This window comes from Actinoplanes sp. NPDC023936 (assembly GCF_040639325.1).
Classification (GTDB): Bacteria; Actinomycetota; Actinomycetes; order Mycobacteriales; family Micromonosporaceae; genus Actinoplanes.
This window is the reverse complement of sequence record NZ_JBEZZR010000001.1, coordinates 251,600-274,750: the sequence shown is the minus strand read 5'-3', so window position 1 is coordinate 274,750 and position 23,151 is coordinate 251,600. Positions and strand designations below refer to the sequence as shown.

19 protein-coding genes are annotated in these 23,151 nt (G+C 70.2%); 9 read left to right on the top strand and 10 right to left on the bottom strand.

What is annotated here, in order from left to right; all coding sequences use genetic code 11:
* Positions 1-109: 109 nt before the first annotated feature.
* The 3 genes from AB0F72_RS01255 to AB0F72_RS01245 all read left to right on the top strand — a co-directional run bounded on the left by AB0F72_RS01255 (position 110) and on the right by AB0F72_RS01245 (position 3,877).
* The gene (locus tag AB0F72_RS01255) at positions 110-1,297 is read left to right on the top strand and encodes a hypothetical protein (protein ID WP_360423193.1); all 1,188 of its coding nucleotides are present in this window, start codon (positions 110-112) and stop codon (positions 1,295-1,297) included.
* A gap of 76 nt (positions 1,298-1,373) precedes the next feature.
* Positions 1,374-2,402, top strand: coding sequence for a DUF916 domain-containing protein (locus tag AB0F72_RS01250; protein WP_360423190.1), 1,029 nt, complete (start codon positions 1,374-1,376; stop codon positions 2,400-2,402).
* Positions 2,399-3,877, top strand: a complete 1,479-nt coding sequence (locus tag AB0F72_RS01245; protein WP_360423187.1) for a class E sortase — start codon at positions 2,399-2,401, stop codon at positions 3,875-3,877. Before AB0F72_RS01250 ends, AB0F72_RS01245 begins: the two co-directional genes overlap by 4 nt.
* Here AB0F72_RS01245 and AB0F72_RS01240 read toward each other — a convergent pair.
* Both AB0F72_RS01240 and AB0F72_RS01235 read right to left on the bottom strand, forming a co-directional pair.
* Positions 3,844-4,503, bottom strand: a complete 660-nt coding sequence (locus tag AB0F72_RS01240; protein WP_360423184.1) for a 4'-phosphopantetheinyl transferase superfamily protein — start codon at positions 4,501-4,503, stop codon at positions 3,844-3,846. The genes AB0F72_RS01245 and AB0F72_RS01240 overlap by 34 nt on opposite strands.
* A 47-nt stretch (positions 4,504-4,550) precedes the next feature.
* Complete coding sequence (locus tag AB0F72_RS01235; RefSeq protein WP_360423181.1) at positions 4,551-5,591, bottom strand: YncE family protein; 1,041 nt, start codon at positions 5,589-5,591, stop codon at positions 4,551-4,553.
* Between the two features lie 832 nt (positions 5,592-6,423).
* Between AB0F72_RS01235 and AB0F72_RS01230 the strand changes: the two genes are divergently transcribed.
* The 3 genes from AB0F72_RS01230 (at position 6,424) to AB0F72_RS01220 (ending at position 10,410) form a co-directional block, all read left to right on the top strand.
* Positions 6,424-8,862 (top strand): glycogen/starch/alpha-glucan phosphorylase, encoded by a 2,439-nt coding sequence (locus AB0F72_RS01230; RefSeq protein WP_360423178.1) that lies wholly within the window; start codon positions 6,424-6,426, stop codon positions 8,860-8,862.
* Positions 8,863-9,061: 199 nt separating this feature from the next.
* Entirely contained in the window at positions 9,062-9,568 is a 507-nt protein-coding gene (locus AB0F72_RS01225; RefSeq protein WP_360423175.1) for a SigE family RNA polymerase sigma factor, read from the top strand.
* The gene (locus AB0F72_RS01220; RefSeq protein WP_360423172.1) at positions 9,565-10,410 is read left to right on the top strand and encodes a hypothetical protein; all 846 of its coding nucleotides are present in this window, start codon (positions 9,565-9,567) and stop codon (positions 10,408-10,410) included. Before AB0F72_RS01225 ends, AB0F72_RS01220 begins: the two co-directional genes overlap by 4 nt.
* A 12-nt stretch (positions 10,411-10,422) precedes the next feature.
* Here AB0F72_RS01220 and AB0F72_RS01215 read toward each other — a convergent pair whose 3' ends face one another.
* From AB0F72_RS01215 to AB0F72_RS01195, 5 genes are all read right to left on the bottom strand, one after another.
* Positions 10,423-11,331: a DUF6282 family protein gene (locus AB0F72_RS01215; protein WP_360423170.1), complete on the bottom strand. Its 909-nt coding sequence runs from the start codon at positions 11,329-11,331 to the stop codon at positions 10,423-10,425.
* Positions 11,332-11,339: 8 nt separating this feature from the next.
* A complete protein-coding gene (locus AB0F72_RS01210; protein WP_360423167.1) occupies positions 11,340-12,899 on the bottom strand; it encodes a ricin-type beta-trefoil lectin domain protein in 1,560 nt (519 codons plus the stop codon).
* Positions 12,900-12,901: 2 nt separating this feature from the next.
* On the bottom strand, positions 12,902-13,495 hold the full coding sequence (locus AB0F72_RS01205) for a type II secretion system protein (RefSeq protein ID WP_360423164.1): 594 nt from the start codon (positions 13,493-13,495) through the stop codon (positions 12,902-12,904).
* Positions 13,492-14,946, bottom strand: a complete 1,455-nt coding sequence (locus AB0F72_RS01200; RefSeq protein ID WP_360423161.1) for an Ig domain-containing protein — start codon at positions 14,944-14,946, stop codon at positions 13,492-13,494. Before AB0F72_RS01200 ends, AB0F72_RS01205 begins: the two co-directional genes overlap by 4 nt.
* Positions 14,947-15,126: 180 nt before the next feature.
* Positions 15,127-16,119, bottom strand: coding sequence for a polyprenyl synthetase family protein (locus AB0F72_RS01195; RefSeq protein ID WP_360423158.1), 993 nt, complete (start codon positions 16,117-16,119; stop codon positions 15,127-15,129).
* 111 nt (positions 16,120-16,230) lie between these two features.
* Here AB0F72_RS01195 and AB0F72_RS01190 point away from each other — a divergent pair, with 111 nt between their 5' ends.
* Entirely contained in the window at positions 16,231-17,409 is a 1,179-nt protein-coding gene (locus AB0F72_RS01190) for an acyl-CoA dehydrogenase family protein (protein WP_360423155.1), read from the top strand.
* Between the two features lie 113 nt (positions 17,410-17,522).
* On the opposite strand, the gene AB0F72_RS01185 is transcribed toward AB0F72_RS01190, so the two are convergent.
* Both AB0F72_RS01185 and AB0F72_RS01180 read right to left on the bottom strand, forming a co-directional pair.
* Complete coding sequence (locus tag AB0F72_RS01185) at positions 17,523-19,319, bottom strand: TIM barrel protein (RefSeq protein ID WP_360423152.1); 1,797 nt, start codon at positions 19,317-19,319, stop codon at positions 17,523-17,525.
* The gene (locus AB0F72_RS01180; protein WP_360423149.1) at positions 19,319-19,984 is read right to left on the bottom strand and encodes a TetR/AcrR family transcriptional regulator; all 666 of its coding nucleotides are present in this window, start codon (positions 19,982-19,984) and stop codon (positions 19,319-19,321) included. The genes AB0F72_RS01185 and AB0F72_RS01180 overlap by 1 nt, the downstream gene beginning before the upstream one ends.
* A 92-nt stretch (positions 19,985-20,076) precedes the next feature.
* Here AB0F72_RS01180 and AB0F72_RS01175 point away from each other — a divergent pair, with 92 nt between their 5' ends.
* Together AB0F72_RS01175 and AB0F72_RS01170 are read left to right on the top strand one after the other, a co-directional pair.
* Positions 20,077-20,889, top strand: a complete 813-nt coding sequence (locus AB0F72_RS01175; protein ID WP_360423146.1) for a shikimate dehydrogenase — start codon at positions 20,077-20,079, stop codon at positions 20,887-20,889.
* Positions 20,890-20,970: 81 nt separating this feature from the next.
* Entirely contained in the window at positions 20,971-22,302 is a 1,332-nt protein-coding gene (locus tag AB0F72_RS01170; protein WP_360423143.1) for an Nramp family divalent metal transporter, read from the top strand.
* A gap of 323 nt (positions 22,303-22,625) precedes the next feature.
* Here AB0F72_RS01170 and AB0F72_RS01165 read toward each other — a convergent pair whose 3' ends face one another.
* Positions 22,626-23,150 (bottom strand): GNAT family N-acetyltransferase, encoded by a 525-nt coding sequence (locus tag AB0F72_RS01165; RefSeq protein ID WP_360423140.1) that lies wholly within the window; start codon positions 23,148-23,150, stop codon positions 22,626-22,628.
* Between the last annotated feature and the right edge of the window lies 1 nt (position 23,151).

Sequence of the window (23,151 nt, the reverse complement as noted above, 5' to 3'; positions counted from 1 at the left end):
TGCTGTCTAGCTGGCGGCGTTAGGTTAGCCTAACCTCCGACGGGAATGCGTCGACCTTATGGTCAACAATCTCACTCACAATATCCCTCCCTTCTGGAAGGACGACGCCTTGCTCCCATCACGAACCGTCCGCTGGGGTGCGGCCCTCACCGGCCTGGTCGCCGCACTCGCGGTCACCTCACCGGCGTACGCCGCCGATCCCCGCCCGGACAATCCCGCCGGGGCCACTGTCGCCCTGGTCTCCACATCGGTGACCCCCGGTGGAAAGGTCAGCTTCACCGGCACGGGTTTCGTCAACGCCGACGGCACCGGCTCGGTCGTCATGGTGAAGATCGACGACGGCGCCGCGCGCCTGGCCGACGGCTCCGACGTCTTCACCTCGGTGAAGGCCTCGGACACCACCGGTGAGGTGTCCGGCTCGGTCACCCTGCCGTCCACCGTGACCGGTTCCGGTCACTGGCTGCGGATGCTGACCGGCTCCGGCCAGGTCGGCGACACCACCCGCAGCCTGCACACCGGGTTCTTCACCGTGGAGGCCGCGCCGAACACCCCGGCGGTCACCCTCGCCGCCGACACGGTGACGGCCGGCGCGAGCCTGACCGCCTCCGGCGTGCACTACCCGGCGAACAGCACTGTCACCGTGAAGCTGGACAAGACCACGATCGTGACGACGTTCACCAGCGGGGCCGACGGCTCGTTCTCCGGCAAGGCCGTCCCGGTGCCGGCCGGCATCGCCGAGGGAGCGCACACCCTGCACTTCCTCGCCGCCGGCGTCAGCGTCCAGGTGAACTTCACCGTGGCCGCCGACGAGCCCGAGGAGCCGGGTGCGGTCTCGGCGACCGTGACCATCACGGCAAGCGTTCCCGACACCGGTGCCCTGGCCATCAAGGTCAGCTCCGGCTCGGTGGCGCTGAGCACGCCGCAGGTCACCTCCGAGCTGGACGCGCTGGTCTCCACCGGCGAGCTGCCGACCGTCACGGTCAGCGACCTGCGGGCCGCCAACCCGGGCTGGAGCGTCTCCGGTCAGATCGGTGACTTCTCCGGCACGGCCGGAACCGTCGACGGCAAGTACCTGGGCTGGACCCCGAAAATCGTCTCGGCCGCCTCGGGCCAGCAGGTGAAGCCGGGCGCCGCGGTCGCCGCGGGCACCGGCCTGAAGTCGGCGTCCGCGCTGGCCACGGCGGCGTCCGGAGCCGGGCGGGGCACCGCGGCGCTCGGTGCGGGCCTGGAGCTGCGCCTGCCGACCACCACGGCGCCGGGTGACTACTCGGCGACGCTCACCCTGACCGCCATCTGATCTCTCCACCGTTTCCGAGGCCGACCGGGGCAGGCAGCCTGCCTGTCCCGGTTCTCCCGTTTCTGAAGGAACCCGCATGCACCGCGTTGCCGCCGCGACAGCCGCACTGACGGCCGCCGCTCTCACCGTGCTCGCCCTCCCGGCGCCCGCCGCAGCCGGCGAATCCGCGTGGTCCGTGCAGCCGTCGAGCCGGACCGGCCCCGGCAACCGCCCGTTCCTCACCTACGACCTGACGCCCGGCGGGACCGTCACCGACTACGTCGCGGTCACCAACCTCGGCACCAAGGAGATGACCTTCACGGTGTACGGCAGTGACGCGTTCACCACCTCCACCGGCGGATACGACCTGTTACCGGCCACCCACGAGTCCACCGACGTCGGCTCCTGGGTCCGGCTCGGGGCGACCACGGTGACCGTTCCGGCCCGCTCCCGCGCGGACATCCCGTTCGTGCTGACGATCCCGGCGAACGCCACTCCCGGTGACCATGCCGGCGGCATCGTCGCCGCGATCACCACGGCGTCGGCGGACGCCACCGGCAACACCACACGCGTCGAACAGCGTGTCGGCACCCGCCTCTACCTGCGTGTCACCGGCGATCTGAAGCCCGGGCTGCGGGTCGACGGACTGCGCGCCGCGTACCGTCCGGCGTGGACGATGTTCACCGGTGACCTCGAACTGAGCTACACGGTCCGCAACACCGGGAACACCCGCATCACGCCCGGCCAGGCGGTCACGACCGAGGGCCTCTTCGGCCTGGCGGCCGCGTCGGCCGATCCGGAGCCTCTGCCCGAGCTGCTGCCGGGTGCGGCTGTCGAGCGGACGGTACGGGTGACCGGCCGGCCCGCCCTGCTCCGGCTGTTCGCGAGTGTCGAGCTCGACTCCCCGGACGGCGCCACGGCGCGATCGTCGGTGGGCGTCTGGGCCTGGTCCTGGTACCACCTGGCGCTGCTGCTCCTGATCGCCGCCGCCGTGCTGGCCGTCCGCCGCCGCCGTGGCCGCGCCCGCGACGGCGCCCGCGCCCGCCCTCGCGCTCGTGCTCGTGCTCGCGCTCGCGCTCGCGAAAACGCTGCCACCACCTCGGCCGCTGACGAGACTCCCGCATGAAGGCCCTCCTCCGCGTGCTCGCGGCCGCGGCCGTGGCGTTCACTCTGATCCCCGCTCCGGCCCGGGCCGCCGACCCGGCGCTCACCGTCAGCCAGAGGACGGCCCTGCTCGGTGACACCGTCACGGTCCGGCTGACGGGCTGGCCGGCCGGGGTCGTCACGGCCGCCCTCTGCGGCAACGAGGCCCGCGACGGCTCCGCCGACTGCGCCGTCGAGTCCGCCTCATCCGTCTCCATCCCGGCCACCGGAAGCGCGGACCTGCGGCTTCGTCTCACGAAACCTCCTCTCGGCTGCCCGTGCGTGATCCGGGCGACCACCGTGACCGGCGACCGGATCGCCGCCACCCCGATCGACGTGACGGATGTCCCCGACGCCGCCACGGTCTCCACAGCGGCCACCGGCGGCACCGGCGACGCCGCACTGACCGTCGCCGACGCCGACATCGAGAACCGCTGGAGCCTCTGGTCGCTGGTCGGCGGCACCGCGCACCGGACCGTGCGGGTGACCGTCCGCAACACCAGCGCCGAGCCCTCCCCCGGATCCGCGTTGAGCCTGGACCTGGGCCGCGCCGCCGGAGCACGGGCGCCGGACGCGCTGCCGATCGGCCCGCTCGCTCCGGGCGCCGAGCTGCGGCTGGAGATCCCGTTCGAGGTGGCCGCCCCGGCGATCGGCCGTTATCGGGTGACCGGGCGGATTGACGGGACGGCCGGAACCGACGCGACGTTCACGGTGACGACCACGGTCTGGCCGTGGCTGCTTCCCCCCGTACTCCTCAGTCTGCTTCTGATCGTAAAAGCGGCACGCGCGCTGCGCCGGATGTCTCCGCTGCGAGCGGGGGGATTCTCGCTGATCGGGGCGGGGGCGCTCTGTGCGGCGGTGCTCGCGGCGCAGACCCTGCTGCCCGGACCGGAGACCGCTGACGCGCAGGCCGCCCTGGACCGCCGGCTGGCCGCGGCGTGGGCAGCGGCGCCGGCCGCCGGAGCGACCGGCGGAAGCGCCGGCCAGGCCGCAGTGACCAGCTTGGACACGGTCACCGTCACCCCGCCGCAGGGGCAGCCGTTCGCGGTGCTGCGGGTGCCGCGGTGGAACGCCCAGTACACGATCGTCGAGGGAGTCAGCACCGCTGACCTGCGACAAGGCCCGGGACACTACCCCGGGAGCGCGCTACCGGGCCAGATCGGGAACATGGCGATCGCCGGGCATCGCGGTCCGGCCGGGCTGCCCTTCAACGACATCGACAAGTTGCGCGCCGGCGACCCGATCGAGGTGGAGACCGCGACCGCCCGGTACGTCTACCGCGTCCAGCGCCACCTGATCGTCGCGCCGACCAGGGTGGACGTGGTCGCGCCGACCCCGGAGAAACCCGGCGTGGAACCCACCGAGGCGATACTCACGCTGACCGCCTGCCATCCGAGGTTCTCGTCGAAGCAGCGCTACATCCTCTACGCGAGGTTGGCGGAAGTACTGTCGAAGTGACAGACCGCCGTGACCACGAGTCCGTTCTCGATCACGAACCGGCCGTGCATCTCGTCGAACGGCGCGTCGATCAGGATCCGTCCGGTGAACGTGCGCTCCGCCGGATCGATGCTCAGCTCGGCGTCCTCGAAGCCCAGCCAGCGGCCGGTCAGCGGGTACCACGCCTTGTAGATCGACTCCTTGGCGCTGAAGAGCAGCCGGTCCCAGTGCACGTCCGGGTCGGCCCGGCGCAGCTGGTCCAGACGGTCCCGTTCGGCGGCGGTGCTCACCGCCGGCAGGACCCGCGGCGGGAGCAGCGCGTGCGGTTCCGCGTCGATGCCGAGGCTCGCCACGTCGGCACGGCGGGCCACCGCGGCGGCCCGATACCCGGTGCAGTGCGTGATGCTGCCCGCCACGCCGTCCGGCCAGAGCGGCTCGCGGCGCGGGCCGGGCCTGATCGCCACCGGCGGATGACCGAGAAGGCCCAGTGCTTCGCGGGCGCAGCGGCGGGCCGTGAGAAACTCGCGGCGCCGGCCCGGCACCGCGGTGCTGAGCAGGTCCTCCTCACCGGGGAAGGCCTGCTCGCCCGGATCGTCGGAGAACGCCTCGGCGACACACACCGATGACGGCAGCAACTTCTCGAGCACGGGGGAAGTGTCCCACCCCGTGCGGGGTGGGACACTTCCGGGCCGGGTCAGTTCGCCGGGTCGATCTTGTAAATGAAGTCCCCACCGGTGGCGCCGGCGCCGGACTTGTCGACCGCGTACGCCTTGCCGTTCGCGGTCTCGATGTGGTTCGGGTTGGCGGCGGTCACCAGGTTCTCCTCGACGACGGCCGTCGTGGCGTCGACGACGGTGACGGTGGCCGCGGTGCGGTTCGCGACCAGGACCGTGCCGGACCGCTCCTCGTAGGCGACGGAGAGCGCACCCGCGCCGGTCGCCACCTCAGCGGTGACGGTGCCCTTCTTCAGGTTCACGAACGACACGCTGCCCGCGGTCTGGTTCGCGGTGTACGCGGTCTTGCCGTCCGCCGACAGGTCGATCGAGATGGGGCCGTCGCCGGTGGCGATGAAGCGCGGGGTCTCCGCCTTCGGGGACACCTCGATGATCCGGTCGTTGTTGAGGTCGGCGGCGTACAGCGTGCCGGTCTTCTCGTCGACGACCAGGCCGGTCGGGCCGGCGCCCTCGACGACGACGCGCTTCTTCTCGACGAGCGTCTTGCTGTCGTACGCGACCAGCTCACCGGAGGTGAACGCGCTGGCCCACACGGTGTTGTGCTTCTCGTCGACGACGATCTCCCGGGCGTGCGGCACGTTCGCGAAGCTGGCGACGTGCGCGCCGGTCCGCTGGTCGTAGACGGCGACCGCGTTGTTCCGGGTGGCGGTCACCCAGACCCGGTTGTACTCGTCGTCGACCCCGACGCCGTAGACGGCCTCCACGGCCCCGGTGGTCTCGTTGGTGACCGGCGGGGTGATGGTGGCCTCGATCTCGAGCGTCTTCGGGTCCACCTTGAGCAGCGCCGAGCTGGTCACCGGCGGGCGGCCGACCGCGGCGGTGACCCAGAGGGCCTTGTTCCGCTGCGAGTAGTCCGACTGGTACAGCCCCTTGATCAGCTCAGCGGACGCGACAGTCGCGGCGTCCTGGCCGGAGTGGGCGGAAGCGGCGCCGGGAGCGGCCAGCACACCGGCGGCGATGGCGACAGCCGCGACGGCGGCACGACGGGACGTTGAGGACATGGTTCTCCTTACGGGTGTGCCCTCGGTGAAGGGCAGGCACCGATGAACTTAGGTGTGCCTTACCTAAGTTGCACCACATCCTCGGTCCAATGTAATCAGCGCCATAGATTGTTGACAAAAGCATGAGCAAAAGCATCAACAAAACCAAGTACGAGTGACGGCTCCCAACGCACCGACCAGGTCCCCCGCGCGCCCGACGCGATCCACTCCCGAGCGTGTTGAGTTCGGGCGCGCTCCGCACCCCAGCTCCACACACAGGACGGCAACCGTGACAGCGTGTTGAGTGCGGGCGCGCTCCGCACCCCAGCTCCACACACAGGACGGCAACCGTGACAGCGTGTTGAGTTCGGGCGCGCTCCGGCGACCGGCGCTGCGCCGCTCGTGCTGAGGCCGCCGCGCCGACCCGCCGGGCCGCGAACAGCCGCCCCGCCACGACCCACCCCGCCGGGACCCACCCCGCCGCGACCCGCCGGGACCGCCCCGCCACCCCCCGCCCCGCCGCCCCGCCGCGCCGCCGACCCGCCGACCCGCCGACCCGCCGACCCGAAAGGCACACGCTCCGCCGAAACCCGGTCAGCGTGTGGATTTGAGGTGCGGATCGCGCCCGAACTCAACACGCCCACGTCGACGACGCCGCCCGCCGGTAGCGATGGGCGCCGGACGGCCCGGCTCGGCAGCGAGGTCGCGTTGTACTCACGGGGACCGGGCCGGTGCGTTTGGGGAGCCGTCGCGCGTACCGGATAAAGCCGGAAGCGTGAGTGAAACGCCTCCCGGGACCCCCGCAGGGGCGAAACGGGGTCGATCTGAAACGCGGAGACGGCACAATGGCGGCATGGATCTTCGACAGGGCATCGGTCTTCGCAAACTAGGCAAGACCGTCGATGAGTTCCAGCAGGACCTGTTGAGCAACCTCTACTTCCGGCGCGGCACCACGGTCGAGTCGGCGAGCATGCGGGACGCTTACGAGACGCTCTCGCTGACCGTTCGGGACCATCTCGCCGAGCGGCGGGCGCGCACCTCGGCCGCCCACTACGCCAGCAACCCCCGCTGGGTCTACTACCTCTCCGCCGAGTACCTGCTCGGCGCTCAGCTGGAACAGAACCTGCTGTACTCCGGCACCGGGGAGATCGCCAGTCAGGCGGTCAAGTCGTTCGGCCTCACGCTGGAGGAGATCGAGGAGCTCGACGTCGAGCCCGGTCTCGGCAACGGCGGTCTGGGGCGGCTCGCGGCCTGTCTCGTGGACGCGATGGCGACCCGGGACATTCCGGCGGTCGGCTACGGCATCCGCTACGACTTCGGCATCTTCAAGCAGTCGCTCGCCGCGGGTGGTCAGGCGGAAGGCCCGGACGACTGGGCGTTCCAGGGCAATCCGTGGGAGTTCCCGGCGCCGGACGACCGGCAGACCGTCGGCTTCTACGGGCACACCGAGCCGGTGCCGGGCTCGTCGACCCGCAAGGTGTGGGTGCCCGGCGAGATCGTGCTCGGCGAGCCCAGCCACATGCTGGTGCCCGGCTACGGCACCGAGACCGTGAACATCGTGCGGCTCTGGCGGGCCCGGGGCAGTGAGGCCTCGTTCGACTTGAGCCGGTTCTCCGCGGGGCAGTACGCCGAGGCCGTGCAGGAGGCGGTCCGCGCCGAGAACATCAGCAAGGTCCTCTACCCGGACGACAGCACCGAACTGGGTCGCGAGCTGCGCCTCAAACAGCAGTACTTCCTGGTCTCGTGCTCGCTGCGGGACATCATCCGCCGGTTCCGGCTGCGGAACTCCGACTGGGACGAGTTCCCGGAGAAGACCGTCATCCAGCTCAACGACACGCATCCGACGATCGCCATCCCGGAGCTGATGCGGCTGCTCGTCGACGAGTACGAGCTGGACTGGGACCGGGCCTGGTCGATCACCCGGCGCACGTTCGCGTACACCTGCCACACGCTGCTGCCGGAGGCCCTGGAGACGTGGCCGGTGCACGTCTTCGAGCGGCTGCTGCCCCGCCACCTGGAGATCATCTACCTGATCAACATGCTGTTCCTGCGTGAGGTCGAGGAGCGGTTCCCCGGCGACACCGACCGGTTGCGCCGGATGTCGATCATCGGGGAGCAGCCGGAGCGCCGGGTCCGGATGGCGAACCTGGCCGTGGTCGGCACCGAGGCGGTGAACGGCGTCGCCGAGCTGCACTCGAAGCTGCTGCGGGAGACCGTGCTCAACGACTTCGCGGACCTGTGGCCGGCGAAGTTCCAGAACGTCACGAACGGCATCTCGCCCCGCCGGTTCGTCAAGATCGCCAATCCCCGGCTCTCCGACCTGATCACCGAGGGTCTCGGCGACGACGGCTGGCTGGTCGACCTGGAACGACTGGCCGAGCTCGGCTCGCTGATCGACGACGCGTCGTTCCTGGAGCGCTGGCGGGCGATCAAGCGGGCCAACAAGGTCGACCTGGCCGCGGGTGACCCGGACTCGCTCACCGACGTGATGATCAAGCGATTCCACGAGTACAAGCGGCAGCAGCTCAAACTGCTGCACATCATCACGCTCTACCACCGCATCCGGAACAATCCGGCCGGCGACTGGGTGCCGCGTACCGTGCTGTTCGCCGGCAAGGCGGCGCCCGCCTACCACGCGGCAAAGAACATCATCCGGCTGATCAACGCGGTGGGCGCCACGATCGCCGCGGATCCGATCGTCTCGCCGTACCTGAAGGTGGTCTTCGCCGAGAACTACAACGTCAGCCTCGCCGAACGGATCGTCCCGGCCGCCGACCTGAGCGAGCAGATCTCGCTCGCCGGCAAGGAGGCGTCCGGCACCGGCAACATGAAGCTGGCCCTCAACGGCGCGCTCACGATCGGCACGCTGGACGGCGCGAACATCGAGATCCGGGCCCGGGTCGGCGAGGAGAACTTCTTCCTCTTCGGGCTCGACGCGTTCGAGGCGGCCGAGATGCAGATCGCCGGTTACCGCCCGTGGGAGCACTACGAACGCGACCCGGAGCTGCGTCAGGCCATCGACGCGATCAACGCGGGCGTCTTCGGCGGCGTCGGCCACGACGTGGCGGACTCCCTGCTCGGCCGCGACGAATACCTCACGCTCGCCGACTACCGCTCCTATCTGGACTGCCAGGACGAGGTCGAACGCGCCTGGCGCGACCAGGACCGCTGGACCCGGATGTCGGTCCTCAACACCGCGAACAGCGGCTTCTTCTCCGCCGACCGCACGGTGGGCGACTACGCCGCCCGCATCTGGCGAGTTTCCCCGGTTCCGGTCCCGAAAGACCAATAACGGGGTACGGCTACGCATCGTCCCGTGGCGCCCCACCGCGACCACCTGCCTACGCACGGCCGCAGCGCGGCCATCGCTACGGGCGGGTGGTCGCGCTCCCACCAGCGACTCCGCTGATAATCCGATCTCACCTCCTTGCGCTCGAGCCGTCGTGATCTCTAACGTCTTGCGGTCCGGGATGATCAGGGAGGAGCTGCCGATGCGTGACGACGCGTTCCGTGCGTATTTCGAACGGCACCACGCCTCGCTGTCCCGCCTCGCGTTCCTGATGACCGGGGAGTCCGACGTCGCCGACGATCTGGCGGCGGACGCGCTGACCGAGTGCTGGCGGCACTGGGACCGGGTCACGGCTGCCGACGACCCGGCGGCCTACGGGCACGGCATCCTGATGAACCTGGCCCGTAACTGGGTCCGCCGCCGTGGCCGGGAACGCCTGATGTCGTTCGAGTCGTTACGGCGTACCCGGGAAAGTGACGTCTCCGCCGTGCTGGACGTGCGCGGCGCCCTGCGTCGCCTCCCGCATCGCCGGCGCGCGTGCGTGGTGCTGCGGTACGCGTTCGACCTGCCGGAACGTGAGGTCGCCACGATCCTCGGGATCTCCGTCGGCGCGGTGAAGAGCGCGACCTCGCGCGGCGCGAAGCAACTCGCCGGCCTGCTCGGTGACGGCGGCGTGGCACGGATCGACGGCTGGGAGGCGGCGCGATGAGGCTCTCCGATGACGACCTGCGCGCGGCCCTGCGCGCGGAGGCGGCCGCTCACCAGCCGGACCGCGACGCGATGCTGAGCCGGATCACCATGGCCGCGACCTCCGCGCCGGTCACCCGCCGTCGTGCGGCGCGGCGCGGCCCGAGGGTACGGATGGCCGCCGCGGCCACCGCTGTCGTGGCGCTGTTCGCCGGGGGCGGGTTCGCGAACTGGGCCCTGGCCGGCAGCGACGACGCGGCTCCGCCACCGCCCCCGGCCCCGGTGATCTCCGCGCCCGCCCCCACGACGGAACCGGCCACCGAGCCGACCGGCGAGCCGTCGGCGAGACCGTCGGCCGAGCCCTCAGCCGCGAGCCCGTCGCTGTCGCTGTCCCCGTCGCTGTCCCCGTCACTGTCGCTGTCACCGTCGCGGAAGCCGAGCTCCGCACCGCCGGAGCCGGCCCCCACCACGGAACCAGCCCGGGGCACCCGGGTCCAGCAGGGTCCCCTCTGGTCGGACGGCTCGGTCGTCGACGGCTCCAGCGTCGTGACCCTGACCACCACCGAGCGGCTGACCTCGCTCGACGTGGTCATCCGGGTGGCCCGCACCGAGGGCCTGGCCGTTCGCGGCGCCACGAAGCAGACACCCGGCGGCAGCGTCACCACCTCGGTCACCGAGGAGGCGGACGCCTTCCAGTACCGGTTCGTCCTCTCCCCGGCCGACACGCTGGAGCCGGGGACCTACACGTTCACGGCGAAGTACACCCACCCGGCGGAGAGCCGGGACGCCGGCGGCGACACCTACCGGGCCCGTGCCGCCACCGCGTCGGCCCCGGCCCTGGACGTCTACGGCGACTTCTACTGACGTACCAGCCTTCTACCGGCGTACCAGCCGGCGGGAGTTCTCCACGGCCATGGTCCGTACCTCGTCGGGGGTGAAGCCCGCCTCGAGCAGCCGGTCGGCGAAGAGCGCCAGCCCGTCCTCCACCGGCGGGTTGAACGGCTGACCCAGGTCGCTGGAGAGCACCGAGTGCGCGGGCCCGGTGGCCCGGATGGTCGCGAACATGTCCGTCCACGACACCTTGCCGGTGTGCGGCGTCGTGAAGCACCGCTCCAGCAGGGCGCCCATCCCGGCGAGGCGGCGCTGGTCGGTGACCGGGAGACGCTGCGAGGTGAACTCGGGATGGGTCACCACGATCCGGCGTACCCCCTCCTGGCGTGCCGCCTCGGCCACCGCGACGATCTCGGCGGCCGCGAGGTGGCCGGTGGCGAGGACCATGTCGTGCCGGGCGACCACCCGGAGGACCTGCCGGACGGCCGGGAGCACCTCGCCCGCCTCGTCCACCACGTCGACGATCTCCGGCACGATGCCCTGGGCGTGCAGGTCGGCCTGGAGCGCGCCCCACATGGCCGGCCGAGCCCCGGGCAGGTCACCGGCGGTGCTGGTCCGCTGGTTGCGGGCGTCCACGGTCGGCATCCAGACGATCCGCGCGCCGAGCCGTCCGGCGATCTCCACGGCCGCCGGGTTCATCCCGCCCATCGAGCCGTTCAGGGTGATCGCGCCGAGCACGTCGGCGCCGGGCACCGCCTTGCGGACGACGGCGGCGCGCTCGGCGGTCGTGAGGTAGTGCGACTTCAGCACGAACCCGGCCATTCCCACCTCGATGAACCGGCGGGCCAGGTCGAGGTCGTCGATGCGCCGGTCCATCACGTCCGGCGAGACGTGCACGTGGGTGTCGTAGGCGCCGGAGACCAGGTCACGGGCGATCGCCGTAGGGTGCGCCATGAGACTCCTCAGTCGTTCGGTGACTCGTCCTCGTCGACGTCCTTGAGGGCGAGCGCCGCGATCACGTTCTTGTCGGCGTTCCACTTCTGCAGGGTCGAGCCGTCACACACCCCGACATAGATCTTGGCGACCTGGTTGGTGGCGTTGAAGTAGTCGGTGGGCGATGCCGACTGGCTGCGCGGCTGCAGGCAGTACTTCCCGGAGCCGTCCACGATCTGGTAGCTGGTCGCGTATCGATCGGTCTTTCCGTAGACGGTCCAGCTCTGATAGAGCGTACTGCCGGTGCAGGCCAGGGTCCGGACGTACTTGCCGACGGCGGTCGATCCCGGACTCTCCAGGCAGTAGGTGACGTTCTTGTCCGTGGTGGTGGTGATCGTGCCGGTCGCGTAGTTGGTGGCCCGGCCGTCCTTGGCCGCGTCGAGCGCCGGCAGCGTGTACCGCTGGTTCCAGGTCACCTTGTCCGGGTTCGGGTTCTGCTTGCAGGGCCACGCGATCATGTGGGGGTAGTCCGGATTCTTGTTGGTGGCGTCCAGGCAGCGGCCGAACTGCGCGTAGTTCACCAGCTGCCCGATCACCTGCCCGCCGGTCGGCGAGTTCGCCATGCCGGCGCCGACCGCGCTGTCCGGCGCCCAGCTCGAACAGCTCGACGTGGCGATCACGATGCCGGCGCCGGCGGAGTTGTCCGGCGTCCGCCGGAAGCAGTTGCCCGTCACGTCCGAACCGTCCGCCAGCTTCGCGCCGACCAGCTGCGAGTTGTCGTTGAAGCTCCACTGCTGGCGGTAGAGCGAGGGCTTGGTGTCCTGGCACGGCTGCATCACCACGGCGGCGCCCTCGGCCTGGGTGCCGGCGTCCAGGCACATGCCGGACGGCCGGGCCGGCTTCTGCGACGAGATCAGCACGAACTTCAGCTCGTTGTCGTACGCCCAGGTCTGCGCGACGGCGCCGTACTTGCACGGCTGCATGGTCACCGCGCTGCCCGCCGCCGGGTCACCCGACTCGGCCGCGACGCAGAGATCCACCGAGCCGTTGGAGTGCACCAGACCGCCGTAGATGTTGGCGTTCGTGGTGTGCAGGATGTACGTCCCGTTCAGCTTCCGCCTGACCGTGCCGTCCTTGTCGGCGTACGTCCCGACCGAGGTGAACCGGGCGTACGCCGGCACCTCCTGCGGCGCGCCACCGGACGGGCAGGAGATCGCGTTCTCGGACTGCCAGCTGTCGGACTTGCCCTGCGGGTCGACGAGGTAGTACCGGGCCTCGACCCGGTACGTGCCGTCGTTGCCGGCCCCGACCGTCCCGGACATCGGGTCGCAGGGCAGCAGCGTGCGATCGCCGCTCTCGTCGCCCTCGTCGTCCGTCGACACGGCGGCTCGCACATGACCCAGCGCCACGTCCAGACCGGCCTGCGCCGCGTGCAGGGCGAGCAGCTGCCGGCTGGACGTGACGCCGCTCTGGATCCGGCCGAGCACCATGGTGGTGAGCAGCGCGCTGAGGCTGACCCCGACCACCATCACCAGCATCGCCATCGGCATCGAGCCGCGCTCGCCGATCGGCGCGACGAGTCTGCGCATGACTACACTCCCCGGCCTTCGGTGCACGTGCTCTCGGTGTTGTTCGGGTTCGTCGCGTTGAGCGCGGTGAACGTCACGTCGGTGACCCGGCTGGACGCGCTCGCCCCGGCGCCGACCGTCACCGTCGCCAGCAGCCGCAGGCGCTGGTAGCGATATCCGGTCAGCGACTCGATGTCGACAGCGCTCACGGTGAACGGCGTGCCGGCCGTGACGTTGCTGGCCAGGGTGGTCCAAGCGCTCGGCGACGGCGGGTCGGCGCCGCTGACCCAGGTGCGCCGCTGCAGCTCGGCGACGCCGGTGTCGACCCGCAGCTGGACGCAGGTGGTCACCTCGTTCAGGTCGACCTGGTACTCGACGTAGTAGTCGCCGTCCAGGACGGCCGGCTTGCTGATGCCGCGGGCGTACCGGACCTCCTTGTCGAGGCGGGTGTAGGCCGCGGTGATCTGGGTCTGCGCCTCGGTCTCGGCGTCGGTGCGGTCGACCGAGCGGTAGATTTCCACGATCCCGCCGGTGACCATCGCCATCATGATCAGCATCACCGACATGGCGACGACGACCTCGATGAGCGTGACACCCGATTCATCCCGAAATTTCATGAGATTTTCCAGGGAATCGTTTTACTGACGGTCACGTTCGCCGTGTCCGTCACGATGAGGATCACCGGATAGGTCCTGGCCGCGGTCGGCGTCCCGCTGATCACCCCGGTCGAGCTGTCCAGCGTCAGCCCGGCCGGCAGCCCGGAGGCGGTCCATGATTTGTACGGCTGAACGCCCCCGGCGGCCACCAGCGTCACGGCGGTGATCGCGGTGCCGGCCGTCGCGGCGGAGAACTCCTTCGTGCTGATCGAGAGCGCCGGCACGGTCCAGGTGAACGACTGCGTGGCCGTCTGCCCGTACGCGTCGGTGACCGTCACGCTGACCGGATAGACCCCGGGCGTGGTCGGCGTACCGGCGGCGGTGTTCGTGCTGTTCATGCTCAGCGAGGTACTGGTGCTGGCAGTGCCGGCGCTGGTCAGCGTGACGCCGGGCGGCAGGCCGGTGGCCGTCCAGGCGTACGGCGAGGCCCCGTTGTTCGCCGTGAACGTCACCGAGGCCGGGACACCGCCCGTGGTGTTCACCGCGTTGATCCTGCTGATCGTGGGCAGCGCCCGGATCACCCAGGTCAGCGTGACGTAGTCCTGCTGGTCGTACGCGTCGGTGACGGTCAGCCGGATCGAGCCGGTGCTCCTCACCGTGGTCGGCGTGCCGCTGACGGTTCCCGAGGCGGAGTCCAGGGTGAGACCGGCCGGCAGGCTGCTCACCGTCCAGACGTATCCGGCGCCGCCGCCCTCCGCGGTGAACGTCTTCGACATCGGCACCGACACGTCGTTGATCTGCGTGCCGGGGTCGGCGATGTCCAGCGCGGTCGCGCCCTCGTTGGTGTTGAAGATCGGCTCCTCGGTCTCGCTGCCGATCAGCGACGAGGTGACGTACGAGCAGGAGCCGCCGTCACAGGTGTTCCCCCTCCAGGTCACCGCCACGATCACCCGGTAGAACGGGATGGTCCGGCCGGTCCCGGCGCTCTTCACGCAGTCGCCGCTCACACCGGGCAGCCGCTCGCACGCGCCGACGTAGAAGTGCTGCTGATAGGCCAGCCCGTCCACGGTGACGACGGACCAGGTGGTGGGCAGCGCGGCGCCGGCCGGCTTGTCGGCGTACGCCGCCTGCGCCGCGACGTCGGCCTGATTCGTGGCGCCGGTGTCGTAGACCATGGTCATCTCGTCGAGCAGGTCCGCGACCGGGCCGATCAGGCCGCGGGCCGGATCCCACTGGTACGCGACGCTCGCCTGGTCACGGCCGCTCACGATGGCGGCGACCTTGAGCCCGCGGACCCGCTCCATGGCGCTGTTGGCGACCGCGATCGCGGCCAGCCGGTCACCCTGATAGCTGTTGATCCGCATGGTCTGCGTGAAGTACTGGGTGAGCGACAGCATCACGATCGAGATCACGGCGATCGAGATGATCGTCTCGATCATGGTGAAGCCGTCGTCGGCCCGTTCGCCGCGCATCCCTCTCCCCCTGGTGCCCGACGGCCAGGCAGTGCCGTCACAGCGCAGTGCCGTCACAGCGCAGTGCCGTCACAGCGCAGTGCCGTCACCGACAAAGCCGTCATAGGCACCATCGGCAGGCGATGGGGGTTCTAAAGGAACTCCACCCGAGGCCGGGCGGCCGGCCTCAACCGCGGAGGGTCAGCCGGTGCGGTCCGCGATGTAGTGGCAGAGCCCGTCGATCGTCCGGCGGGCCGCCCCGGACGGCAGAGCCGCGGCGTGCCGGCGAGCCTCCTCGGCGTACCCATGAACGGTTTCCCGCGCCTGTTTCAGCGCGGCCGACTCCCGCAGCAGGAAAAGCGCCTCCGCGTGCAGCTCGTCGTCGATGAGCGGGCCGGACGAGAGCAGCTCCTTGAGCCGCCGTGAGTCGGCCCCGGTGTCGGCGGCCGCGAGCGCGTAGAACACCGGCAGCGTCGGCACGCCCTCCCGCAGGTCGGTGCCGGGAGTCTTGCCGGACTGGTCGGAGTCCGAGGCGATGTCGAGCAGGTCGTCGGAGAGCTGGAACGCGATCCCGATCGAGGTGCCGAACGCCTCCAGCGTCGCCAGCTGGGCGGCCGACAGCCCGGCGGCCATCCCGCCGAGCCGGGCCGAGGTGGCGATCAGCGAGGCGGTCTTGTCCTCGATGACCCGCAGGTGATGCCGGATCGGGTCGTCGCCGCGCGGGCCGACCGTCTCGGCGAGCTGGCCGCGGACCAGCTGAGCGAGGGTACGGGCCTGCAGGCGCACCGCCTCCTCACCCAGGTCCGCCGCGATCGAGGCGGCACGGGCCAGCAGGTAGTCGCCCACGTAGACGGCGATCGAGTTGGTCCACCGGGAGTTGGCGCTGGCCGCGCCCCGGCGCATCGGCGCCTCGTCCATCACGTCGTCGTGGTAGAGCGTGGCGAGGTGGGTGAGCTCCATGACCACGGCCGAGGAGACGGCCGCGGCCCGGTCCGCCGCACCGAAGTGGGCGCCGAGGGCCACCACCAGCGGCCGGAACCGCTTGCCGCCGGCCTCCACGAGATGGGCCGCCACTTCGGACACCAGGGGTTCCGGGCTGACCACCGAGGCGCGCAGCTCGGACTCCACGTCTCCCAGGAATTCGGAGATCGCGTCCCGGACAGCCGGGTCGATGAAGTCGTTCACCACCGTCATGATCTTGAGGCTAGTTCATGTCGCTGGGAGGACGCTGATCCCCCGGCAGGGGCAGAATCCGGTCCCTCGGCAGGGCGGAATCCATCCCGCCGGCAAGGCAGAATCCTCAGGATGACGACGCACAGAACCGGCACCGACCCGCTCGACCTGATCGACGTCACAGGCCTGCTCAGCGACGAGGAACGCCAGATACAGGACACCGTCCGACAATTCGTCGCGGACCGGGTCCGCCCGCACGTCGCGGAGTGGTTCGAGGCCGGCACGTTCCCCCGCGAGCTCGCGCCGGAACTCGGCAAGCTGGGCCTGCTCGGCATGCATCTGGACGGCTACGGCTGTGCCGGGACGAGCGCTGTCGCGTACGGGCTGGCCTGCCTGGAACTGGAGGCCGGCGACTCGGGTCTGCGCAGCTTCGTCTCGGTGCAGGGTTCGCTGGCGATGTTCTCGATCTGGAAGTACGGCTCGGAGGAGCAGAAGCAGGAGTGGCTGCCGAGGATGGCGGCCGGCGAGGCGATCGGCTGTTTCGGCCTGACCGAGCCCGACTTCGGCAGCGACCCGGCGAACATGCGCACCAGGGCGACCCGCGACGGCAGTGACTGGATACTCACCGGCACCAAGATGTGGATCACCAACGGCAGCATCGCGGACGTCGCCACGGTCTGGGCGCAGACGTCGGACGGGATCCGCGGCTTCCTGGTCCCGGCCGGCACCCCCGGTTTCACCAGCCGCACCATCAAGCAGAAACTCTCCCTGCGCGCCTCGATCACCGGTGAGCTGATCCTGGACGAGGTCCGCCTGCCCGACTCCGCCCGCCTCCCTCTCGCGACCGGGCTGGGCGCTCCGCTGGGCTGCCTGAGCGAGGCCCGGTTCGGCATCATCTTCGGCTCGGCCGGCGCCGCCCGGGACAGCCTGCGTGCCGCCCTCGACTACGCGAACAGCCGCGTCCAGTTCGGCCGGCCGATCGCCGCGTTCCAGCTCACCCAGGAGAAACTCGCCAACATGGCGGTCGACCTCAACACGTCGCTGCTCCTCGCCCTGCACCTGGGCCGGCTGAAGGACGCCGGCGCGATCAAGCCGCACCAGATCAGCGTCGGCAAGCTGAACAACGTCCGCACCGCGCTGGCGATCGCGCGCGAGTGCCGCACCATCCTCGGCGGCAGCGGCATCACCCTCGAGTACTCACCCCTGCGCCACGCCAACAACCTGGAGTCCGTCCTCACCTACGAGGGCACCTCCGAGATCCACACGCTGGTGGTCGGCCAGGCCCTGACCGGTCACGCCGCCTTCCGCTGATCCAGCGAGGGTACGGCCACACCTCCCGAGAAAATCCCATCCGTCCCCGAGAGTCCACCGCGACCCAGGCGCCGGACCAGGCCGTCCGGCGCCTTTCGCTACCGCTGCCGGGTCTAGCTCACCCCGCCCGCCAGCCGCCGATGACGCTGGGCGGCCATCCGCACCGGCGCGTTCGCCTCCCCGAACCGCGCGTATCCCCCACGACGCTCCACGATCTCGAAGAACACCCGGCCGCCCAGCACCGGCGTATAGAGGTGCAGCAACTCCCCGCCCGCGGCGTCACGGTCATAGAGGATCCCGTGCCGGCGCAGCGCGCCCACGAACTCCGCGGAGAGCCCGAACCGAGCGGCCAGATCGTCGTAGTAGTTGTCCGGCACCGGCAGCATCCCCAGGTCCAGCGCCGCGGCGGTCGCGAAGATGTCCGCTGTCGAGAACGACACGTGCTGCGGATCAGCCACCGCCGGAGCCCACTCACCACGACGCAGCAACGCCACTGTCAGCGCCAGCCGCAACCGGTGCCCCGCATTGCTCAACGCCCGCGAGCGCATCAGCCCGAACGGCGCCGCGTACTCCTCGGTGGAGAGCGGCGACAGGCCCAGCACCGAGTGATAGAAGAGCCCCGCCTCGTCGAAGTGGTCGAACGGCTGCGCCAGGCCGAGATGGTCGATCTCCAGCAGCCCGGCGCCGGGCACGGCCGAGCCGGTCGGCAGGAAGTCGTCGCGCCATTCATCGCCGGCCCCGGTCACGAACACGCTCGTACCGTCCGGCGCGGTGATCGCGGCGAGCTCCGCCTCGCCGGGTTCCCGGACGTTCGGGTGGGCCGGGGCGAGCAGGGCCTCCGCACGCTGCAACGACTGCGAAGGATCAGCCGACGCCACGGCGAAGGCGCTGATCGTGGCGGCCTGCGGGCGGGTGACAGCGCTGTTCAGCACGACCCGGCACCGGCTCTGCTCCCAGAGCTCGACGGGCTTGGTGCGGTGCTGCCCGGTGTGCGCGAACCCGAGCCCTCGCAGCGCGGTGCGCAGCTCCGGCCCGGAGCTGCCGTCCACCGCGAACTCGGCGAACGAATACCCGGACAGTTCCGGGAAGTCGGGGAGGCTGGGTGAGATCGAGTCCTCCAGCGCGATCAACGACCGCATCGCGTCGACAGCGGTACGCGCCGGATCGGCCTGCCGGAAGACATCGTTGAACACTTCGAGCGAGAGCGGACCGTCATATCCGGCGGCAAGCGTCAGCCGGACGAAACCCGGCAGGTCGAACGCGCCCTGACCGGGAAAGAGCCGGTGATGCCGGCTCCATTGCAGGACGTCCATCCGCAGCTGGGGCGCGTCCGCGAGCTGCAGGAAGAAGATCTTCCCGGGCGTGATGCCGGCGATCCCGGCCGGGTCGGTCTCGCGGGAGAGGACGTGGAACGAGTCCAGACACAGCCCGAGGGCGGGGTGATCGGCGAGCCGCACGATGCGCCACGAATGGTCCCAGGTCGAGACGTGCCGGCCCCACGCCAGCGCCTCATAGGCCACCCTGATCCCGTTGTCCGCGGCCACCTCCGCCAACGACCGCAACTGCTCGGCCGCCAGCTCGTCATCGTCCACGGCCGACGGATGAACCGACGAGCACACCAGCATCGTCCTCACACCCAGCGCCGCCATCACGTCGAACTTGCGCTTCGCCCGCTCCAGGTTCCCCCGGAAGATCGCGTCCGGCACCGCCTCGAAGTCCCGGAACGGCTGGTACAGGTCGATCGTCAGCCCCAGGTCCGCACACCGGGACCGGATCCGAGCCGGCGACCACGGCGACACCACGAGATCGTTCTCAAAGATCTCGATGCCGTCGAAGCCGGCCGCGGCCGCCGCGGTGAGCTTGTCGTCCAGAGTGCCGGAAACGCAGACCGTCGCGATGGAACGGCGCATCACACCTCCCGTAGATACCCGGTCACCAGGTCGCCGAGCATGGTCCGGTAGTGCACGCGACGATCCGGGTCCAGCAGGTCCCGGTCGAAGAGCGCCCCGAACGTGTGCCGGTTGGCGACCCGGAAGAAACAGAACGAACTGATCAACATGTGGACGTCGAGAGCGTCCACGCCGGACCGGAAGAGCCCGTCCCGGCGCCCTCGCTCCAGCACCCCGTCCAGCAGCGCGACAGCCGAGCTGTTCAGGTCGACCAGCCCGGCGACGTGCCGCATGTGCCTGGCGTGCTGCGCGTTCTCCACCCCGACCAGCTTGATGAAGGCCGGGTGGGCCTCGTGGTGGTCGAACGTGACCTCGGCGAGCCGGCGCAGCGCCGCGACCGGGTCGAGGTGGTCGACGTCGACGGCCCGCTCGGCGGCGCGGATCTCCGCATAGGCACGTTCCAGCACCGCGAGGTAGAGCTGCTCCTTGCCGCCGAAGTAGTAATAGATCATCCGCTTCGTGGTGCGGGTCCGGTTGGCGATCTCGTCGACCCGGGCGCCGCTGTAGCCGCGCTCGGCGAACTCGTCGGTCGCCATCTCGATGAGCTCGGCGCGGGTGCGCTCGGCGTCACGCCGCCGTCCGGGCGACAACGGGGGCACCGCCGGCATCGATTTCTCCTGCGTCATGTGGGCAAGTCTGCCGTGGGTCTTGACAGTGGTCCCCGTCACACCCGATAACTAACGTACCAGTTAGTACATAGATGGCCCAGGGGCGTGAGATGGCGAATTGCCGATGCGGTTTGGTCGGGGCGGGGATCGGCACGTCGCTGTCACCGGCACTGCACGAGAGCGAGGGCCGCCATTCGGGCCTCGACCTCACCTACACGCTCTTCGACACCACGGCCCTCGGCCACACGCTCGACGACGCCGAACGCGACGGCTTCGCCGGGCTCAACATCACCCATCCCTTCAAGCAACAGGTGATCGAGTTGCTCGACGACCTGTCACCGCAGGCCGAGGCCATCGGTGCGGTCAACACCGTGGTGTTCCGCGACGGCAAGCGGTTCGGTCACAACACCGATGCGTACGGGTTCGCCCAGTCCTTCCGCGCCGGTCTGCCGGACGTCCCGCTCGGGCACGTCGTGCAGCTCGGCGCCGGCGGGGCCGGTGCGGCGGTCGCTCACGCTCTCCTGGAGCTGGGCGTCACGAAGCTGTCCATCATCGATCCCGACACCCAGAAAAGCACCGATCTATCGGCTCAACTCGGGCAATCCCCCGCCCACGAACTGCCGACCGCGTTGACGACCGCCGACGGCCTGGTCAACGCCAGCCCCGTCGGCATGCACCACCACCCCGGAATCCCGCTGCCCGCAGAGCTGCTCCACCGCGATCTGTGGGTCGCCGACATCGTCTACATGCCGGTCGAGACGGAGCTGCTGCGCGCCGCCCGTGCCGCCGGACTGCGGACGCTCGGCGGGACGGCGATGTGCGCGTACCAGGCCGCCGCCGCATTCCAGCTGTTCACCGGAATCGCCCCCGATATCGCGCGGATGCTGCGTCACCTCGACGTCCTGCTTCTGCAACGCGCCTGACGCGTAACCGTCCTCCAGGAGCGTCACATGTTGTCCGACACCACTACCCGGGAACTTCCCGAACCCCTTTCCCTACGTCGCATGATCGGCCCCGGCATCATCGCCGTGGGCATCGGCATGGCCGCCGGCGAGATCATCCTGTGGCCGTACCTGACCGCGATCGGCGGTCTCGGCCTGCTCTGGCTCGCGTTCACCACGCTCGCCGTGCAGTTCGTCATCAACATGGAGATCGAGCGCTACACGCTTGCCACCGGGCAGACCGCGCTCGCCGGCTTCTCCCGCTGGTGGAAGGGCTGGGGCATCATCATCTGCCTGGCCGGCGCCTTCCAGTACGTCTGGCCGGGCTGGGCGACGAGCGGGTCGACCGTCCTCACGTACCTGATCGGCGCCGGTGATCCGGTCTGGATCACGGTCGGCACGCTGGTGGCCGTCGGCGCGCTGCTGACGATGTCCAAGGTGATCTACACGACGGTCGAGCGGGTCGAGACGGTCAAGGTCGCGCTCACCCTGTTCTTCCTGACCGTCGTCGTCATCTTCGTGATCTCGCTGGGCACCTGGGGCGAGGGCGCGAAGGCCACCGTGACCGAGTTCGGTCAGATCCCGGACGGCATCACGTTCACCCTGATCCTCAGCGCGATCGGCGCGGCCGGGGCCGGCGGCGTGCACAACCTGGTGCTCAGCAACTGGATCCGCGACAAGCGTTACGGGATGGGCGCGCACGTGCCCCGCCTGATCTCCCCGATCACCGGCCAGGAGGAGGCGGCCGGCACGGACCGTTACGAGTTCCCGATCAACGAGACGTCAATGAGCCGCTGGAACGTCTGGTGGAAGCGGGCCAACACCGAGCACCTGACCACGTTCGTAGCGGTCTGTTTCGTGACGATCAGCATCATGAGCCTGCTCGCCTACGAGACGCTCTTCGGCCGCGCCGACCTGAAGTCCGACTCGTCGTTCCTGCGCATCCAGGGTGAGATCTTCGAAGCCGAGGTGGGCGGCTGGCTGCGCCTGCTCTTCCTCTCCATCGCGGCGGTCTCCCTCTGGGCGGCGGCGATGGGCCTGCTCGACGTGATCGGCCGCCTGGCCTCCGACTTCCTGCGCCGCAACTACCTGGCGAACTCCGCCCGCTGGACCGAGTCCCGCCTCTACCTCGCTGTCGTCTGGGCCGAGATCATCCTGGGCTCGATCATCCTGCTGGCCGGTTTCAGCCAGCCGCTGGGCCTGCTGATCGTCTCCACCTGCGCCGCGTCGGTGGTCACCCTGCTCTACTCGGTCCTCCTGATCCGCCTCAACACCCGCGACCTGCCCTCCCCCATCCGCCTGCGCGGCTGGCGCCTGATCGGCATGCTGGCGGCGATCGCCTTCTACGGCTTCTTCGCGATCGCCATGGTGGTAACCCAATTGCAGCGCCTATGAGCCAGACCCATCCGGTACGCGCCACACCTCCCCCACCGCACCACACCCCTCCCCAAGAGCCCACCACCTGACGACCCGAGGGCCGGCGCACTCCGCCGCCGGCCCCGCCGTCCCGTCACCCCGCCGTCCCGCCGTCCCGTCACCCCGCCGTCCCGCCGTCCCGTCACCCCGCCGTCCCGCCGTCCCGTCACCCCGCCGGCCCCGCCGTCCCGTCACCCCGCAAGCGCTGAGTGCCGTCACCTCATGCGCCGAGCCGAGCCGCCAACCGTGCCGCCGCAGAACAAGCTGACCCGCCCGGCATCAATCCCACCTCGCGGGGCAGCTCAGGTGACGGATCGGTCAGTGCTGTCGTCCGGCTTCACAGCAATGCTCATGTCGAAGTTCCGCAGCCGCTGCCCGCGGATCTCGGCCAGACGGGTGGCGTCGACGGCGAACCCGAAACGCTCGAAGGCGGGTCGCGCGGTGAGGCTGGCATGCACATACAGCCTCCGGTGCCCGGCGGCCGCCGCCGCTCGCAGGATGTGGTTGACCAGCGCCCGAGCCACCCCACGGCCACCGGCGTCAGGGTGGACGAAAAGCATGTCAAGCAGGCCGTCGCCGGTGAGGTCACTGAACCCCACGACCCTTCCGTCCAAGCAGGCGACATAGGTCGTCGCCGCCGAGCGACGTTCGTGCCACCGAGCCTCATCAACAGTCGGCGGCGCCCACGCCTCGATCTGCTCGGCCGTGTAGTCACGGCTGGCCGTGCCGTGGACGGCTGCGCGGAAGACCTGCCATGTATCGCCGGCGTCAGCGGCCTGATAGCGGCGGATGACAAGATTCCCAGGTGGACGCGGGTCGGAGGTCACG